The 19,493-nt window shown below is 42.5% G+C and carries 15 protein-coding genes and 1 tRNA gene; 13 read left to right on the top strand and 3 right to left on the bottom strand.

Annotation, left to right across the window (positions count from 1 at the left end):
- Positions 1-29 precede the first annotated feature (29 nt).
- From tuf to rpoC, 10 genes are all read left to right on the top strand, one after another.
- Positions 30-1,217, top strand: a complete 1,188-nt coding sequence (gene tuf / locus K348_RS0104630) for an elongation factor Tu (RefSeq protein ID WP_029903384.1) — start codon at positions 30-32, stop codon at positions 1,215-1,217.
- Positions 1,218-1,272: 55 nt separating this feature from the next.
- A tRNA-Trp gene (locus K348_RS0104625) sits at positions 1,273-1,347 on the top strand.
- An 18-nt stretch (positions 1,348-1,365) separates the two neighbouring features.
- A complete protein-coding gene (gene secE, locus K348_RS0104620; RefSeq protein WP_029903383.1) occupies positions 1,366-1,560 on the top strand; it encodes a preprotein translocase subunit SecE in 195 nt (64 codons plus the stop codon).
- Positions 1,561-1,579: 19 nt separating this feature from the next.
- Positions 1,580-2,125 carry a transcription termination/antitermination protein NusG gene (gene nusG, locus K348_RS0104615; RefSeq protein WP_029903381.1) on the top strand — a complete coding sequence of 182 codons (546 nt, stop codon included), beginning with the start codon at positions 1,580-1,582 and terminating at the stop codon, positions 2,123-2,125.
- A 63-nt stretch (positions 2,126-2,188) separates the two neighbouring features.
- On the top strand, positions 2,189-2,632 hold the full coding sequence (gene rplK, locus K348_RS0104610; protein WP_029903379.1) for a 50S ribosomal protein L11: 444 nt from the start codon (positions 2,189-2,191) through the stop codon (positions 2,630-2,632).
- A gap of 18 nt (positions 2,633-2,650) precedes the next feature.
- Positions 2,651-3,346 carry a 50S ribosomal protein L1 gene (gene rplA / locus K348_RS0104605; protein WP_029903377.1) on the top strand — a complete coding sequence of 232 codons (696 nt, stop codon included), beginning with the start codon at positions 2,651-2,653 and terminating at the stop codon, positions 3,344-3,346.
- 20 nt (positions 3,347-3,366) lie between these two features.
- Positions 3,367-3,879: a 50S ribosomal protein L10 gene (rplJ, locus tag K348_RS0104600; protein WP_029903375.1), complete on the top strand. Its 513-nt coding sequence runs from the start codon at positions 3,367-3,369 to the stop codon at positions 3,877-3,879.
- Positions 3,880-3,924: 45 nt separating this feature from the next.
- Positions 3,925-4,302, top strand: coding sequence for a 50S ribosomal protein L7/L12 (gene rplL / locus K348_RS0104595; protein WP_029903373.1), 378 nt, complete (start codon positions 3,925-3,927; stop codon positions 4,300-4,302).
- A gap of 101 nt (positions 4,303-4,403) precedes the next feature.
- Positions 4,404-8,216: a DNA-directed RNA polymerase subunit beta gene (gene rpoB, locus K348_RS0104590; protein WP_029903371.1), complete on the top strand. Its 3,813-nt coding sequence runs from the start codon at positions 4,404-4,406 to the stop codon at positions 8,214-8,216.
- A gap of 118 nt (positions 8,217-8,334) precedes the next feature.
- Entirely contained in the window at positions 8,335-12,618 is a 4,284-nt protein-coding gene (gene rpoC, locus K348_RS0104585) for a DNA-directed RNA polymerase subunit beta' (RefSeq protein ID WP_029903370.1), read from the top strand.
- 48 nt (positions 12,619-12,666) lie between these two features.
- Here the strand turns inward: rpoC and K348_RS0104580 are convergent, their stop codons facing one another.
- From K348_RS0104580 to K348_RS0104570, 3 genes are read right to left on the bottom strand one after another with little or no spacing between them, the layout of a single operon-like run.
- Entirely contained in the window at positions 12,667-13,488 is an 822-nt protein-coding gene (locus K348_RS0104580) for a GNAT family N-acetyltransferase (protein ID WP_029903369.1), read from the bottom strand.
- 22 nt (positions 13,489-13,510) lie between these two features.
- On the bottom strand, positions 13,511-14,620 hold the full coding sequence (pdxB, locus tag K348_RS0104575; RefSeq protein ID WP_029903367.1) for a 4-phosphoerythronate dehydrogenase PdxB: 1,110 nt from the start codon (positions 14,618-14,620) through the stop codon (positions 13,511-13,513).
- Positions 14,601-15,296, bottom strand: a complete 696-nt coding sequence (locus K348_RS0104570) for an ABC transporter ATP-binding protein (RefSeq protein WP_029903365.1) — start codon at positions 15,294-15,296, stop codon at positions 14,601-14,603. Before K348_RS0104570 ends, pdxB begins: the two co-directional genes overlap by 20 nt.
- Positions 15,297-15,447: 151 nt before the next feature.
- On the opposite strand from K348_RS0104570, the gene K348_RS0104565 reads away from it, so the two are divergent.
- From K348_RS0104565 to K348_RS0104555, 3 genes are all read left to right on the top strand, one after another.
- On the top strand, positions 15,448-17,172 hold the full coding sequence (locus tag K348_RS0104565) for an ABC transporter ATP-binding protein (RefSeq protein ID WP_029903364.1): 1,725 nt from the start codon (positions 15,448-15,450) through the stop codon (positions 17,170-17,172).
- Positions 17,173-17,175: 3 nt separating this feature from the next.
- Positions 17,176-18,948, top strand: a complete 1,773-nt coding sequence (locus tag K348_RS0104560; RefSeq protein WP_029903362.1) for an ABC transporter ATP-binding protein — start codon at positions 17,176-17,178, stop codon at positions 18,946-18,948.
- Between the two features lie 92 nt (positions 18,949-19,040).
- Positions 19,041-19,385, top strand: coding sequence for a hypothetical protein (locus K348_RS0104555; RefSeq protein ID WP_029903360.1), 345 nt, complete (start codon positions 19,041-19,043; stop codon positions 19,383-19,385).
- Positions 19,386-19,493 lie beyond the last annotated feature (108 nt).

The raw sequence follows: 19,493 nt of genomic DNA, 5'->3' as shown, positions 1-19,493 counted from the left end.
ACATTTAACTAAATAATAGAAGATTAATTATGGCAAAAGAACATTTTAACCGGGCGAAACCGCACGTGAATATCGGTACAATCGGTCACGTTGACCATGGTAAAACTACTTTGACTGCTGCTATCACTAAAGTACTGGCTGACAAAGGTCTTTCTCAAGCTCGTTCATTCGATTCTATCGATAACGCTCCTGAAGAAAAAGAACGCGGTATAACAATCAATACTTCTCACGTAGAGTATGAAACAGCTAACCGTCACTATGCGCACGTTGACTGTCCGGGACACGCCGACTACGTAAAGAACATGGTTACTGGTGCTGCTCAGATGGACGGTGCTATCATCGTAGTTGCTGCTACTGATGGTCCTATGCCTCAAACTCGTGAGCACATCCTTCTTGCACGTCAGGTAAACGTACCAAGACTGGTTGTTTTCATGAACAAATGCGATATCGTTGAAGACGAAGAAATGCTTGAACTTGTTGAACTTGAAATGAGAGAACTTCTTTCATTCTATGAGTTCGACGGCGACAATACTCCGGTTATCCGCGGTTCTGCTCTAGGTGCACTTAACGGTGTTGAGCCTTGGGTTAGCCAGGTAATGGAACTCATGAACGCTGTGGATACTTGGATTCCACTTCCTCCACGCGATGTTGACAAACCATTCCTTATGCCTGTTGAAGACGTATTCTCTATCACAGGTCGTGGAACAGTAGCAACAGGCCGTATCGAAACCGGTAAAATCAAAACTGGTGAAGAAGTACAAATCATCGGTCTTGGAGCTGCAGCAAAAAAATCAGTTGTTACAGGAGTAGAAATGTTCCGTAAGATTCTTGACGACGGACAGGCTGGTGACAACGTAGGTCTATTGCTTCGTGGTATCGACAAAGAAGAGATCAAACGTGGTATGGTAATCACTCACCCGGGAAAAATCACTCCTCATACTAAGATCAAAGCTGAGGTGTATATCCTGAAGAAAGAAGAAGGTGGACGTCACACTCCATTCCACAACAAATATCGTCCTCAGTTCTACCTGCGTACGCTAGACGTTACCGGAGAAATCACTCTTCCTGAAGGAACAGACATGGTTATGCCTGGTGACAACGTGAGTATCGTTGTTGAACTAATCTATCCAGTAGCTTGTAACGTAGGTCTTCGTTTCGCTATCCGCGAAGGTGGACGTACAGTAGGAGCAGGACAGATTACAGAAATTATCGAATAAGAAATTTCTTATCAAATATCCTAAAGTCGGTTTGCGATATAACCGACTTTAATTTACGGGCGTAGTTCAGTGGTAGAGCGTTGGTCTCCAAAACCAAATGTCGGGAGTTCGAATCTCTCCGCCCGTGCCAAAAAACTCAAAGAGAGTAATGAAAAAGATAATTAATTACGTAAAAGATTCTTATAACGAGCTTGTATACAAGGTTTCTTGGCCTAGTCGGGCAGAACTTACCAGTAGTGCGGTTATTGTCATGATCGCTTCCATTATCATGGCACTGATTGTCTGGGGTATCGATTCTGCATTCGAGTCTATTGTCAAGCTTTTCTACGGTCTGTTAAATTAAGTAATCCTCATCAGAAACTATGACTGAAATCGAAAAAAAATGGTACGTACTACGTGCTGTTAGTGGAAAAGAAAATAAAGTCAAAGAATATCTTGAGGCTGAGATAAAAAAGACTGAATTAGGAAAGTATATCTCTCAAGTTCTTATCCCTACAGAAAAGACTTATATCATGCGTAACGGAAAGAAAGTTCTTAAAGAAAGAGCTTACCTTCCCGGCTACATATTGATTGAAGCCGCCCTGATAGGTGAAGTGATCCATGAACTGCGTAATATCAATTACGTAGCGGGTTTCTTACCCAACACTACCAATCCCCAGCCGTTGAGCCAGTCGGAAGTAAACCGCATATTGGGCACAATGGACGAACTGGACGAGCAGGAAGTGGGCATGGACGTTCAATACATTGTCGGCGAAAACGTGAAGGTGACCAACGGTCCTTTCTCCGGATTCTCGGGAATTATTGAAGAAGTGAACGCTGAGAAAAAGAAACTGAAAGTAATGGTAAAGATATTCGGACGGAAAACTCCGCTCGAATTGAATTACATGCAAGTCGAAAAAGAGCAGTAAGTCTGGTTACGCATTCGAATGCTCGATCTTAAGTTTTAACAAAAACTAAAAATTAAAACAAAAATGGCTAAAGAAATTGCTGGACAATTAAAATTACAGATTAAAGGCGGTGCAGCAAATCCATCTCCTCCGGTAGGGCCTGCGTTAGGTTCGAAAGGTATCAACATCATGGATTTCTGTAAGCAATTTAATGCCAGAACTCAAGACAAGGCTGGTAAAATATTACCTGTGGTAATTACTTACTATGCTGATAAGTCTTTCGATTTCATTGTAAAACAGCCACCTGTAGCAATTCAATTACTTGAAGCAGCTAAGACAAAGAGTGGATCGGCCGAACCAAATCGTAAGAAAGTAGCAGAAATTACCTGGGAACAGGTAAAAGCTATCGCCGAAGATAAAATGGTCGACCTTAACTGTTTTACAGTCGAATCAGCCATGAGAATGGTTGCTGGTACAGCAAGAAGTATGGGTATTACTGTAAAAGGGGCTTTCCCGGATGTTCAATAATTAAACTTCAATTTAGAAATGGGTAAACTTACAAAAAATCAAAAGTTAGCTTTCAGCAAAATTGAAGCAGGGAAACTATATACATTAACCGAAGCAACGGCTCTTGTAAAAGAGATCACTACAACTAAATTCGAAGCATCAGTAGATATAGATGTACGCCTCGGTGTAGACCCACGTAAAGCTAACCAGATGGTAAGAGGTGTAGTATCTCTTCCTCATGGAACAGGAAAACAAGTTAGAGTTTTGGTATTATGTGCTCCTGACGCGGAGGCTGCTGCTAAAGAAGCAGGCGCCGACTATGTAGGACTGGACGAATATATCGAAAAGATAAAAGGTGGCTGGACTGATATCGATGTTATCATCACTCAGCCTGCTATCATGGGTAAAGTTGGTGCTCTGGGACGTATCTTAGGACCTCGCGGTCTGATGCCTAACCCAAAGAGCGGAACTGTGACTGTAGACGTTGCTAAAGCCGTACAGGAAGTAAAATCGGGTAAGATTGACTTCAAGGTAGACAAAGCCGGAATCATCCACGCTTCTATCGGTAAAGTTACTTTCTCTCCTGAGCAAATCAGAGATAACGCGAAAGAGTTTATCAACACGCTTATCAAACTGAAACCTACTGCAGCTAAAGGAACTTATGTAAAAAGTGTTTGTCTTTCAAGTACTATGAGCCCGGGTATTAAAATCGACCCTAAATCAGTAGAAAATTAATCAAAAATTGACTGAAAATTATGAGAAAGGAAGATAAAAGCACTATCATAGAAACTATAGCAGCCACAATCAAAGGCTACGAGCATTTCTACCTTACCGACATTGCTACTCTCAATTCTGCTAAAACAAGCGCATTGAGAAGAGAATGTTCTAAGCAGGAAATTAAGCTGATGGTTGTAAAAAACACCCTGTTGCAAAAAGCTCTTGAAAGCCTTGAAGGCGATTATTCAGAGTTGAACGCAGCGCTTAAGGGAAACACTGCTATCATGTTCTCTAATTCGGCTAATGCTCCGGCTAAGCTGATCGCTAAATACAAAAAAGAAGGAATACCTGCGCTTAAAGCCGCGTATGTTCAGGAAAGTTTCTATGTGGGATCGGAAAACCTTTCCGCACTGGAAAACATCAAGAGCAAGAACGAACTTATCGGCGAAGTTATCGGATTGCTTCAATCTCCGGCCAAGAATGTTATCTCTGCCCTTCAATCGGGTGGAAATACAATCCATGGCGTCTTAGAAACATTGTCTAAGAAATAATTTACTTATAACAAAAGAATAATAACAATTTTAATTTATACAAAAATGGCAGATATCAAAGCTATTGCAGAACAACTAGTAAATTTGACAGTAAAAGAAGTAAGCGAATTAGCTGAAATTCTAAAAACTGAATACGGTATTGAACCAGCCGCTGCTGCTGTTGCAGTTGCTGCTCCTGCTGCCGGTGGTGCAGCTGAAGTTGCAGAAGAAAAAACAGCATTCGATGTTGTTCTTAAATCGGCAGGTGCTAACAAATTGCAGGTTGTTAAAGCTGTAAAAGAACTTACAGGACTTGGTTTGAAAGAGGCTAAAGATCTAGTGGATGCTGCTCCTAGCGAACTTAAAAAAGGAGTGACTAAAGATGAAGCAGACGCATTGAAAAAACAACTAGAAGAAGCTGGAGCCGAAATTGAACTTAAGTAAAGATAAGTCCTGAGAAAGGATATTTGGTTAGGAACCTTCATGAAAGAGGGTTCTTAACCTTTTTGCGTCAAAAATAATTAGTTCAATAAAATTGGTAATCCATGTCTTCAACAAATACAAATCAAAGAGTCAATTTTGCTTCAATTAAGAATCCGCTACCATATCCGGATTTTCTCGAAGTACAGCTGAAATCGTTCCGCGATTTTTTACAGCTTGATACCCCCCCTGAGAAAAGGAAAAAAGAAGGCTTATACAAGGTTTTCGCTGAAAACTTCCCTATAGCCGATACACGAAACAACTTTGTATTAGAATTTTTGGACTACTTCATTGATCCTCCGCGCTACACTATCGAAGAGTGTATCGACAGGGGTTTAACATACAGTGTTCCGCTCAAAGCCAAATTAAAGCTTTACTGTACCGACCCTGACCATGAAGATTTTGATACAGTCATTCAGGATGTATACCTGGGGCTGATTCCATATATGACCGAGAAAGGTACCTTTGTCATCAACGGAGCAGAGCGTGTAGTAGTTTCACAATTGCACCGTTCACCCGGTGTATTCTTCGGACAGACAATGCATGCCAATGGCACCAAGCTTTATTCGGCGCGTATCATTCCGTTCAAAGGCTCATGGATCGAATTTGCGACTGACATCAACAATGTCATGTATGCATACATCGACCGTAAGAAAAAATTACCTGTAACTACATTGCTTCGCGCTATCGGTTTCGAAAGCGACCGCGATATCCTTGAGATATTCGACCTGGCAGAAGAAATAAAAGTTACTAAACAAAATATAAAGAAAGTAGCAGGACGTAAGCTTGCAGCCAGAATTCTGAGAACATGGATGGAAGACTTCGTAGATGAAGACACCGGCGAGGTGACTTCAATCGAACGTAACGAAGTTATTCTTGAACGTGAAACAGTGCTGGACAAAGAGCATCTCGACCTGATACTGGAATCTAACGTGCCGTCTATCCTGTTACACAAGGATTCTCAAAACATTTCTGACTTTGCTATTATCTACAATACATTGCAGAAAGACCCTAGTAACTCCGAAATAGATGCCGTTCGTCATATCTACAGGCAGCTGCGTAGTGCAGAACCTGCCGATGATACCAGTGCACGCGAGGTTATCAACAACCTGTTCTTCTCAGAAAAACGTTACGACCTCGGAGAGGTAGGACGTTACAGGCTGAACAAGAAACTGGGCTTGGCAACAAGTACGGATATCCGCGTATTAACGAAAGAGGATATCATCGAGATCATCAAATTCCTTATCGAGTTGATAAACTCAAAAGCAATAGTTGATGATATCGACCACTTGAGCAACCGTCGTGTACGTACTGTTGGTGAGCAGCTTTTCAACCAGTTTGGAGTTGGTCTCAATCGTATGGCGCGTATCATTCGTGAAAGAATGAACGTTCGCGACAATGAGGTATTTACGCCGATCGACCTGATCAATGCGAAAACTATCTCATCCGTTGTTAATACATTCTTCGGAACGAATGCACTGTCTCAGTTCATGGATCAAACGAATCCGCTGGCTGAGATTACTCACAAACGCCGTATGTCGGCACTCGGCCCCGGCGGTCTTTCCCGTGAAAGAGCAGGTTTCGAGGTGCGTGACGTTCACTATACTCACTATGGCCGTCTTTGTCCGATAGAAACCCCGGAAGGTCCGAACATCGGTCTGATATCGTCTCTTTGCGTTTACGCGAAGATAAACGATCTCGGATTTATCGAGACTCCGTACCGCAAGGCTGCTAACAGCAAAGTCGACTTATCTCCTGAAGGTATCGTATATCTTGCAGCCGAAGAGGAAGAAGACAAGCTTATTGCACAGGGTAATGCTCCGTTGAATGATGACGGTTCATTCATCCTTAAACGCGTAAAAGCGCGTCAGGATGCAGACTATCCGGTAGTAGCTCCGGAAGAAATCGAACTGATGGATGTATCTCCTACACAGATCGCTTCTATCGCGGCTTCATTGATTCCTTTCCTTGAGCATGACGATGCTAACCGTGCACTGATGGGCTCGAACATGATGCGCCAGGCTGTGCCGTTGATGCGTACCGAAGCTCCGATTGTGGGAACAGGTATCGAAGGACAGCTGATCCGCGACTCACGTACCCAGATTGTTGCAGAAGGAGCCGGAGAAGTGGTGTATGTGGATGCAAGCACTATTAAAATTAAATATGACCGTACATCCGATGAAGACTTTGTCGCATTCGATGATGCTATCAAAACATATTACATCCCTAAGTTCAGAAAAACCAACCAGAATACTACTATCGACCTTCGCCCTACATGCCGCAAAGGTGACAGGGTTGTGCTGGATCAGATTCTGACAGAAGGATATTCTACCGAACAAGGCGAGTTGGCTATAGGTAAAAACCTGAAAGTAGCATTCATGCCTTGGAAAGGATATAACTTTGAGGATGCGATCGTATTGAACGAACGTATCGTCCGTGAAGATGTATTCACTTCCGTTCACGTAGAAGAATTTGTACTCGAAGTTCGCGACACTAAACGCGGTGTGGAAGAACTTACTTCCGATATTCCTAACGTAAGCGAAGATGCTACTAAAGACCTCGACGAAAGAGGTATTATCCGTATCGGAGCACGTGTAGGCCCGGGAGATATCCTGATCGGTAAGATTACTCCGAAAGGTGAATCGGATCCTTCTCCGGAAGAAAAACTGCTTCGCGCTATCTTCGGTGACAAGGCCGGTGATGTGAAAGATGCTTCATTGAAAGCTTCTCCTTCACTGAAAGGTGTGGTAGTGGGAACTAACCTGTTCTCTAAAGCATCGAAGAAAGGGAAGACAAAACTTTCGAGCAAGGCATTGCTTCCGAAACTGGATGAAGAGTACGAAGAAAAGATGGCTAAGCTGAAAGGCGTACTTGTAGATAAAATACTCGTACTGACCGAAGGTAAGACATCGCAGGGAGTAAAAGATTATCTGAATGTAGAGATTATTGCCAAAGGTACTAAGTTTACTAAGAGCGCATTGGATAACATCGACTACGAAACAATTCAGGTAAGCAACTGGACAACAGATGCTCATAAAAACGACCTGATACGCGACGTAGTTGTAAACTATCTGCGTAAATATAAAGAACTCGACGCCGAACTGAAACGTAAACGTTTCGACCTGACTATCGGGGATGAACTTCCTTCCGGTATCGTTCAGATTGCTAAAGTTTATGTAGCTAAGAAACGTAAAGTACAGGTAGGTGATAAGATGGCCGGACGCCACGGTAACAAAGGTATCGTATCGCGTATAGTTCGTCAGGAAGATATGCCGTTCTTACCGGACGGAACACCTGTGGATATCGTATTGAATCCGCTAGGGGTGCCTTCTCGTATGAACCTCGGGCAGATTTTCGAAACCGTACTGGGTTGGGCAGGAAAAGAACTGGGTGTGAAATTTGCCACCCCTATCTTCGACGGAGCCAGTCTGGACGACCTGAACGCATGGACTGACAAAGCCAACGTTCCTCGTTACGGTAAAGTTCGCTTGTTCGACGGAGGTACAGGAGACCAGTTCGACCAGCATGCAACGGTAGGTGTTATCTACATGCTGAAACTCGGACACATGGTGGAAGATAAGATGCATGCGCGTTCTATCGGGCCTTACTCTCTTATCACGCAACAGCCTCTGGGTGGTAAAGCTCAATTCGGGGGACAACGTTTCGGAGAAATGGAGGTTTGGGCACTGGAAGCATTCGGTGCGGCTTATATCCTGAGAGAAATCCTTACCATCAAGTCGGATGACGTTGTAGGACGTTCCAAAGCTTATGAAGCTATCGTTAAAGGTGAACCGATGCCACAACCGGGCATACCTGAATCGCTCAACGTATTGCTGCATGAGATGCGCGGACTGGGATTAAGTGTATCCCTCGACTAAATACTTATAGCCGTTAGCTGATAGCTTTTAGCTATTAGCTGATGGTTTCAAATAATACTCTAACAACAGCTATAAGCTAATAGCTAACGGCTAACAGCTTTTAAAGGAAAAAAGTAATATGGCTTTTAGAAAAGAAAATAAAGTAAAGAGTAGCTTTTCAAAAATTACCGTGAGCCTTGCCTCTCCCGAAGAGATTCTGGAAGCATCGAGCGGTGAAGTTTTGAAACCCGAAACAATCAACTACCGTACTTACAAACCTGAACGTGACGGACTTTTCTGCGAACGTATATTCGGCCCTGTAAAGGACTACGAATGTCATTGCGGTAAATATAAGAGAATCCGTTACAAAGGTATTGTCTGCGACCGTTGCGGTGTTGAAGTTACAGAAAAGAAAGTCCGCCGCGAACGTACAGGACATATCCACCTTGTAGTTCCGGTAGCTCATATCTGGTATTTCCGCTCTCTGCCTAACAAGATGGGTTATCTGTTGGGTATACCTACGAAGAAACTCGATTCTATCATTTACTACGAACGCTATGTAGTAATACAGTCGGGTGCTGCAGTAGAAGAAGGAATAGCAGAAAAAGACCTTCTTACAGAAGAAGAATATCTGAACATCCTTGATAAGCTTCCGAAAGAAAACCAGCTGCTTGACGATACAGACCCTAACAAGTTTATCGCCAAGATGGGAGCAGAAGCCGTATATGACCTGTTGTCGCGCATCAATCTCGATTCGCTGGCAAATACACTGCGTCATAAGGCAAGTACAGATACTTCACAGCAACGTAAAAACGAAGCGTTGAAACAGCTTCAGGTTGTAGAAGCATTCCGCGGATCGAAAGGCAAGAATAAACCGGAATGGATGATCGTTAAGATTGTTCCTGTTATTCCGCCGGAACTTCGCCCGTTGGTGCCGCTCGATGGTGGACGTTTTGCAACATCCGACCTGAACGATCTGTATCGCCGCGTTATTATCCGTAACAACCGTCTGAAAAGACTTATCGATATCAAGGCTCCGGAAGTAATCCTGCGTAATGAAAAACGTATGCTTCAGGAAGCTGTGGATTCACTGTTCGACAACTCGCGTAAATCGAGCGCAGTGAAAACAGATGCTAACCGTCCGTTGAAATCACTTTCAGACAGCTTGAAAGGTAAACAGGGACGTTTCCGTCAGAACCTGTTGGGTAAACGTGTCGACTATTCGGCCCGTTCGGTAATTGTCGTTGGCCCTGAATTGAAGATGCATGAGTGCGGTATTCCACAGGATATGGCAGCCGAACTGTACAAACCGTTTATCATCCGTAAGCTGATCGAACGCGGTATCGTTAAAACAGTAAAATCTGCAAAGAAAATAGTAGACCGCAAGGAACCTGTGGTATGGGATATATTGGAACACGTAATGAAAGGACACCCTGTTCTTCTCAACCGTGCCCCTACCCTTCACCGTTTGGGTATTCAGGCATTCCAGCCGAAGATGATCGGTGGTAAGGCAATCCAGTTGCACCCGCTATCATGTACCGCATTCAATGCCGACTTCGACGGTGACCAGATGGCTGTTCACTTGCCGTTAGGTAACGAAGCTATCCTTGAGGCGCAAATGCTGATGCTTGCATCGCATAACATCCTCAACCCTGCGAACGGTGCGCCGATTACCGTACCTTCACAAGACATGGTTCTCGGACTATATTATATTACAAAAATACGTAAGGGTGCGAAAGGCGAAGGCCTTACATTCTACGGACCGGAAGAAGCGATCATCGCTTACAATGAAGGAAAAGTAGACATTCACGCCCTTATCAAAGTATATGTAAACGACCTGAACGAAGAAGGAAAAGTAGCACGCATGATGCGCGAAACTACTGTAGGACGTGTTCTTGTAAACGAGAAAACTCCTGTAGAAGTTGGTTTCATTAACGAAGTACTTTCCAAGAAATCGCTTCGTGACATTATCGGTAATGTTATCAAAGTAGCCGGAGTTGCCAAAACAGCCCAGTTCCTCGATGATATCAAAGACCTTGGTTATACAATGGCATTCCGCGGAGGTCTGTCGTTCAACCTTGAGGATGTTATTATTCCGGAAGAAAAAGACGAACTGGTAATTGAGGGTTACGACGAGGTTGAGCAGATAATGAATAACTATAACATGGGATTCATTACCTACAACGAACGTTACAACCAGATTATCGATACATGGACGCACATCAACTCGAGATTGTCTAACATCCTGATGAAACAATTATCGGAAGACAATCAGGGATTCAACTCTGTGTATATGATGTTGGATTCGGGCGCCCGTGGTTCGAAAGAACAGATACGCCAGTTGTCAGGTATGCGTGGATTGATGGCCAAACCTCAGAAGAGCGGAGCGGAAGGTGCTCAGATTATTGAGAACCCTATCCTTTCCAACTTTAAAGAAGGTCTGTCGGTGCTGGAGTACTTTATCTCTACCCACGGTGCGCGTAAAGGTCTTGCCGATACCGCCCTTAAGACAGCCGATGCCGGATATCTGACCCGTCGTCTGGTAGACGTTTCACAGGACGTTATCATTAACGAAGAAGACTGCGGTACACTGCGCGGACTTGTTTGTACAGAGTTGAAAAACAACGAAGAAGTTGTTGCTTCTCTTTATGAACGTATGTTAGGACGTGTTTCCGTACATGATATACAGCATCCGATGACAGGCGAAATCATTGTGAAATCGGGTGAAGAGATAAAAGAAGATGCAGCCAACGCTATCCAGAATTCTCCTATCGAGAGTGTGGAAATTCGTTCGGTACTTACCTGCGAATCGAAGAAAGGCGTATGCGGCAAATGTTACGGACGTAACCTTGCAACAGGCCGTATGGTTCAGCGTGGTGAGGCTGTAGGAGTAATTGCCGCACAGTCGATCGGTGAGCCGGGTACACAGTTGACACTACGTACTTTCCACGTTGGGGGTATCGCTTCCAACATTGCTGCCGAAAGTAATATTATTGCCAAATACGACGGGGTGCTCGAAATGGACGACCTGCGCGTAGTGGAAACAGTGGACGAAACAGGCAAGAAAGTACAGATCGTTGTCAGCCGTCTGGTTGAACTTCGTCTGGTAGATCCTAATACTAAGATTGTACTTCTTACTCATAATATCCCTTATGGTTCCAAACTTTACTTTAAAGACGGAGCCAAAGTGAAAAAAGATGACCTGATCTGCGAATGGGACCCATTCAACGCAGTAATCATCTCGGAAGCTACAGGACGCATCAAGTTTGAAAATGTTATTGAAAACGTAACATACAAAGTTGAGTCGGACGAGCAGACCGGATTGAAAGAGAAGATTATCATCGAATCGCGTGATAAGACGAAAGCTCCTGAAGCACATATCGCCGATGAGAAGAGCAATACAATCAAGACATACAGCTTACCTCTGGGTGCCCACATCGTGAAAGACGATAACGACACCATTAAGGCGGGAGATGTCCTTGTTAAGATTCCGCGCGCTGTAGGTAAGGCTGGCGATATCACCGGAGGTCTTCCGCGTGTGACCGAATTGTTCGAAGCGCGTAACCCTTCAAACCCTGCTGTTGTATCTGAAATCGATGGAGAAATCTCATTCGGTAAGATCAAGCGTGGTAACAGGGAAGTTATCGTAACATCGAAACTCGGTGAAGTGAAAAAATACCTTGTTCCGCTATCGAAGCAAATCCTTGTACAGGAAAATGACTTCGTAAGAGCAGGTATGCCATTATCGGACGGAGCAACAACTCCTTCGGATATTCTGGCTATCATGGGGCCGACTGCCGTTCAGGAATATATTGTAAACGAAGTACAGGATGTATATCGCCTGCAGGGTGTAAAAATCAATGATAAACACTTCGAAGTAATTGTGCGTCAGATGATGCGCAAGGTAGAAGTGATCGATCCGGGAGATACACGCTTCCTCGAGCAACAGGTTATCGACAAATACGATGTGATGGAAGAGAATGACAGAATCTGGGGTAAAAAAGTCGTTGTCGACGGCGGAGATTCTGCTACATTCGAGCCGGGCCAGATTGTAACGGCACGTAAACTGAGAGATGAAAACTCTATGCTGAAACGTAGAGACCTTCGTCCGGTAGAAGTGCGAGATGCTATTCCGGCTACAGCTAACCAGATACTTCAAGGTATTACACGTGCAGCCCTTCAGACACAAAGCTTCATGTCTGCCGCTTCGTTCCAGGAAACAACAAAAGTACTGAACGATGCCGCTATCAATGCGAAGGTAGACAGACTGGAAGGTCTGAAAGAAAATGTAATCTGCGGACACTTGCTTCCTGCAGGTACAGGCCAGCGCGAGTTTGAAAAACTTGTTGTAGGTACAAAAGAAGATTTCGACAGGATTGCTGCTACAAGGAAGACTGTTGTAGACTTTGACGCCGTAGAATAATTAATTTTATTCTTTTATATAGTTAGAAAAAAGAGGAGCGACACTGTGTCACTCCTCTTTTTTTATCTCTTCTACTACCGAACGTCCGGATGTATTATCATTATAGAGCCATTGCCATTCTTCATAAAGGCGGAGCCGCCCGTCGGGCTGTATTTCTATAGTACTTCTGCATTCTCCCATACGGATTTCCTCATTAACATTGATGTGCTGATAAACAAAAGTCAATACTGTATCGGATACGAATTTTCCGATAAGGTACCCCCTTGTTACATGTCCTCCATAATATTCGGCCCATATAATATCTTCCTGCTGGTGATATCTGAAAATAGTTTTTTCGGACACTTCTCCGTCAGCCGTATTTTCTATGGAGATAAAGACTTTGTTATTCAGGTTTATCGGACGTCGTGACTTGCGTATTATGTCCTTCTTCATGACATAATAACATAACACGCTATCGCTATTGACCTTCTCCGTCTTATATTCTTCGGCAGTATATCCCCGTTTCAGATAAAGATTATAGGCAGGGAAAGACGAATCGAGGAAAACAGTATCATAATTCTTCCCTACTATTTCTTCAAGGGCATCGATCATAAAAGTACCGAATCCTTTTTTCTGAAAAGCAGGCAGGACGAACATCCGCCCCAATTCATTTCCATGTATCCTACCGGTACCGATATACATACCGTCATGTGCCAAAAGATAGGCATTACCCTCTTCTATATCTTTTAATATCGCTTCCTCGGAATGATAATCGAGGAAGAAATCGACAATGTCCTTCGGATAGTAATTCGGATATATCTTCCTTATTGTATCTATGGTTATATATAAAATCTGGGCTATATCTTCCCTTTTCGCTTTAACTAGTCTCATGGTATTAAATTTCAATTTATCTTTAATGAAAACCTAAACTGTCTAATGTATTTCTTTCTTCTTGAAAAGCATTTATAACTTCATACGCAAAATATTCTCTTCTCAGTGGATACTTATTCCTCAAATCCTTAAAAGTATCGGGAGCATGCTTTAAACGGGCAAAATCATTTACCGGATTATATGATTCCAGTATAGCATCGTAGATACGGTTATCAGACCCGTTGAAAATGTCAAGATAGATAAGGGGGTAAGGCGCTAAAGGTTCTTTTACTTCCTTTACAGGCTCTTTACTAAAGCCATAAAATTCTGCAATAGATTCGAGAGACATGCGCGTTGCATTCGCCTTACCGTCTGCCGAATAGCCTGCAATATGCGGCGTTGCAATATCCACCATATTAAGGTATTCCAAATCTATAAAAGGCTCATTTTCCCAGCAATCGATTATGGCCCCGGATATTTGTCCGGTTTTCAGCGCACTCTTGATAGCAACAGTATCAACTATGCCGCCTCTTGCCGAATTTATAATGATTGGCTTTTTCTTTAGTGATGAAAAGAAATTATCATCTGCCAGATGATATGTTTTATATTTCCCGTCTTTGATAAGAGGACTATGAAAAGTGATAATATCAGCTTCCTTTTTTATCACATCCAGAGTGACAAAGCTATCGTTTTTTTCAACTGCCTGACGGGGCGGATCGTTTAATAAAACATTCATTCCTAATATGCGGCAAGCGCGGGCTACTTTTTTCCCGACATTTCCTACACCTACAATACCGATTGTATTTCCTCTGAGATCGAAATCCTTTTTGCGTGACATTACTATCAACGAAGAAATAATATATTGCATCACAGAGCCCGAATTGCATCCTGGAGCATTCCGCCATGCAATTCCGTGCGCATCGCAATATACCGTATCGATATGGTCGTAGCCGATAGTGGCCGAGCAAATAAGCTCGACATTTGTATCTTTCAGATTACTTTCATCAAAACGGGTAACTGTGCGCACAATCAATGTATCGGCTTCCTGTATCGCTTCGCGGGTAAAGGCTGCACCTTCGAGATAGGTGACCTCTCCAAACTTTTCGGCTATACCTTTCAGATAAGGTATATTCTTATCGGCTATTATTTTCATTTGTGAGTGTGTGAAATGTTTCTTCAATAGAATCGATTTCGCTTATTTGCTTGTCAACTATCAGCTTGCCTTTATCCAATAGCAGAAAACGCGTACAGATATCTTTGACTTCGTGTAATATATGTGTAGAAAAAAAAATTACTTTGTCTTTTGCTAAATCGATAAGCAAGTTATTCAGGCTTTCCCGCTGATTAGGATCGAGGCCCGAAGTAGCCTCATCGAGAATCAGAAAATCAGGATTATGTAGAATAGCCTGTGCTATGCCTACCCGTTGGCGATTCCCTTTCGATAAATCCTTTATCTTCTTTTTATATTCGTTTTGCAGGCCTGTCATTCCAATTACTTCATCTATACGCTGCTTCTTTATCCTATAAATATCGGCTACATACCCAAGATATTCTTTGACATACATATCTTCGTACAAAGGGTTGTCTTCTGATAAATAGCCAATCTGTTTTTTTATTTCCAAAGAATGGCTTGTAAATTCTTTTCCATTAAAAGTTACAGTCCCTTTATCCGGCAATATTATACCTGATAATATTTTCATTAATGTAGACTTGCCTGCTCCGTTTACACCCAATAAACCGACAATTTCTCCTTTCTGCAATGAGAAATCGATAGCGGATAAGGCAACCTGCTCCCCGTAATATTTTGATATATTGTCGACTTTAATCAAATGCCTCTGTTTTAAATATTAAAGGGATAAAATTAATAAATCTCCGCGACCTGTGATCAATTTACTAAGGATAAATGTTTATCAGCAAAATACATTTATCTTTGTAAGCATTTTATACAAAACAAAATTAAGAGTGCCAACCAGATAATTTATGAAAAAATACTGGCAGATACTGAAAAAATACTCACTCAGCCTTATTATTAGTCCGTTTCTGGTGCTGATAACAGTCATGAGTGAAACTATTCAGCCTCTTTATATGGCCCAGATTATCGATAACGGCGTGATGCCGAAAGACATGTCGGTAATAACGGAAGTCGGTGTAAAGATGGTGGCAGTATCTATTATAGGATTGATAGTCAGCATTATTAATATTTATGTTTCCTCTAAAACATCTATTGGCTTCGGTACCGATCTCCGATTGACATTATTCAATAAAATACAACAGCTTTCTTTTACGGAAATCGACCGGTTTAATTCAGCTTCATTAATTACCCGACTGACCAATGATATAACGCGTATACAGCAGGTAATATTAATGGGAATGCGTCTTTTATTGCGCTCACCCCTTATGCTTATAATGGCTATTTTTTTTGTGGTGAGGATAAATACCGATCTGGCTCTTATTCTCATAGGTGTAGTTCCGGTCTTGGGTATAAGTGTATTCCTTATTTTGCGTAAGGGCTTTCCCTTGTTTATGAAAGTGCAGCAGAAAGTGGATAACCTCAACGGGGTAGTCAGGGAAAACCTGATAAATATCCGCGTAGTAAAATCATTTGTCAGGGAAGATTTCGAAACCAAAAAATTTGAACGAAGCAGTGAAGACCTGCGCGATATGGTAATCAGGGCATCGAATATCGTTGTATCTATGTTTCCCGTCATGCAATTGATAATGAATGTTTCTACCATAGTTATCCTTTGGGTAGGAGGTTCAAAAGTAATATCAGGCGATCTCAAGGTCGGCGAACTGATTTCCTTTGTTAATTATCTTGTGCAGATACTTATGGCGCTGATGCTTCTATCCATGGTAATAATGAATATCGCCCGTGCTTCGGCATCGTCACAAAGAATTTTGGAAGTACTCGATACAGAACCTTCACTCAAAAATACGCCGGCCGGACTACAGAATACACATAAAATAAACAAAGGAGAAGTAATTTTCCGCAATGTTTATTTCCGTTATAGTGGCGGAGAAAATGATGTATTGAAAGATATAAGCTTCGACATACGGCAAGGAGAAACTGTTGCGGTTGTAGGTGCTACAGGCGCTGCAAAAAGCTCGATGCTTCAACTAATTCCACGCTTATATGATACCACAGGCGGGGAAATATTAATAGACGGCGTAAATGTAAAGGATTATAACCTCGACGAACTACATTCCGAAATAGGAATGGTACTTCAGAAAAACGAGTTATTCACAGGCACTATCCTCGAGAATCTGCGATGGGGCAAACCCGATGCCACGATTGAAGAGGTGGAAGAGGCGGCAAAAGCAGCGCAAGCACATGATTTTATTGTGTCTTTTACCGACGGATACGATACATTGCTCGGACGGGGCGGAATAAATATTTCGGGCGGACAAAAGCAACGTATCTGCATAGTCCGAGCCTTACTGCGTAAACCGAAGATACTTATCCTCGACGACAGCACCAGTGCGGTAGATTCGGAGACTGAACAGAAAATACGTTATAACCTGAATAAGATGCTTAGTAACACCACTGTATTTATTATCACGCAGAGGATTAATACAATGCAGTCGGCCGACAGGGTTATCGTACTTGAAGACGGTGAAATAGATGCTATCGGCAAACCGTCGGAACTGATTGAAAAATCGGAAGTGTATAAGGAAATATATAATTCTCAGCAAATAGCATTCTAAGATATGGCGCACGGAGACCATTATAAACATACAGGCAAGCCGAAGCAGGGAAGGAAAACTTTTTTGCGCCTGATGTCATATCTGACATGCGACAAGAAGCTTTTATTCCTGATAGGTGTGCTTATAATTATCAGTATCATATCCAGTTTATTAGGTTCATATATGCTGCGTCCGATCATCAACGATTATATCATTCCGGGTAACTTTAGTGGGCTGGTAAGAATACTTCTTATCCTCGGCGGTATATACCTTGCAGGAGTTATAGCTACCTATATACAATATATTCTACTGAATAAGATAGGGCAGAATACCGTGACACGTATGCGTACCGACCTTTTCAAAAAAATGGAACGATTGCCTATCAAATATTTCGATACAAACCAGCATGGCGATGTGATGAGCCGATATACGAACGATATAGACCAGATAAGCACTGCTCTGACCGACAGCTTATCGGATATGTTGTCCAGCGCCCTGATGCTTATCGGTATATTTACCCTGATGATATATATCAGCCCGATACTTACACTGGTTACGCTGATTACTGTTCCGTTGATGTTTCTTAGTGCCAAGTTGATTGTAAAACGAAGCCGTAAATATTTTAAAGCACAGCAGGAAACGCTCGGGCAGGTGAACGGATATATCGAAGAAATGATAAGCGGTGAAAAGGTAATCAAAGTATTCGGACATGAAAAGAAAGTAGAAGGAGACTTCGAAGTATTAAATCAGGACTTAAGGGACAAAGCAGGGAAAGCGCAATTCTATTCGGGACTGATGATGCCCGTAATGCAGAACCTGAATACATTGAACTATGTGATTATTACTATCGTAGGTGCCTTACTGGCTATTTTTCGTGGATTCGACGTCGGAGGGCTTGCCGCATTCCTGCAATATTCACGTCAGTTTGGGCGTCCGATCAATGAACTTGCCAGCCTCTATAACAGTATACAGGCAGCCATTGCCGGAGCAGAACGTATATTCCAGATAATAGACGAAGAGCCGGAACAGGCAGATGCAGCGGATGCTATCAGCCTCAAAGATGTAAAAGGCGACCTGATAATGAAAGACGTATTTTTCGGGTATAAACCGGAGAAACTCATACTTAAAGGAATATCGCTGCATGCCTCACCCGGCACTAAGATTGCATTGGTAGGGGAAACCGGAGCAGGCAAAACTACAATACTGAATATGCTTCCCCGCTTCTTCGATATAAGATCGGGTGAAATTACTATAGACGGACATTCTATACAAGATATCAGGCGGGCAGATCTGCGTCAGTCTATGGCTATTGTTTTACAGGATACACATCTCTTCACAGGAACTGTGCGTGAAAATATTCGATTCGGACGGCTCGATGCCACCGACGAGGAAGTCGTTTTAGCGGCAAAACTTACAGCTGCGCATTCTTTTATTAAACGCTTACCGAAGGGCTACGATACAGTTCTGGAAAATGACGGGGCTAACCTTAGTCAGGGACAACGCCAGCTACTGAATATTGCCCGCGCTGCCGTCGCCGACCCGCCTATCCTTTTACTGGATGAAGCTACAAGCAACATAGATACGCGCAGTGAACTACTGATACAAAAAGGCCTTGACAAACTAATGGAAGGCCGTACAAGCCTCATCATAGCACATCGCCTGTCTACAGTGCGTAATGCAGACAAAATATTAGTTATGGACCACGGACAGATAATAGAACAGGGCAGCCATAAAGAACTGCTTGCTATGAAAGGAAAGTATTTCTCTCTGTATCAGGAGCAATTCGAAGAGTTTTAGTTTTTTAAATAAGAAAAAGCTCTTGACTATTCCGCTTAAAATACATACCTTTCGACTGCAAAACTATTTACAAATCTAACAACACTACAACTATGGAAGATATTCATTACAAAGCCGACCTTTATCCGGAGGCCTTAAACCTGTTCAAAGCGAAAAAAATCACCAGTCTTGACAAAATTCGTGAATTGCTTAGTATAAATTATCCGGGTAATACTGCCGCAATAGAAGACGCAATGCAAAGACTTCGGGGTTACCGCAAAAGCAGAGGTATAAGATATATGATTATCGGTGCGGTATTAACACCGGTAGGTATAGTCGTCACTTCACTTTTATGGAACAAGGGCGGAATAATAGATATGGCAATTATCGGTGCCCTGCTCGGTGGAGGAATCGGATTGCTGATACAGGGAGCTAAAGAATATTTCACAATGAAATAAATAATAGACTATATATTATAACGAACCGGATACAAACTATCCGGTTTTTCTTTTTGTACAAGGTATAAAACATTAATGCTGTAAAAATGTTAATTAATGAGTAGTTTG

The sequence above is a fragment of the Prevotella sp. 10(H) genome (assembly GCF_000711235.1).
Taxonomy (GTDB): Bacteria; Bacteroidota; Bacteroidia; order Bacteroidales; family Dysgonomonadaceae; genus Dysgonomonas.
Note: the sequence above shows the minus strand (reverse complement) of the source record. Positions and strands in the feature narration are given on the sequence as shown.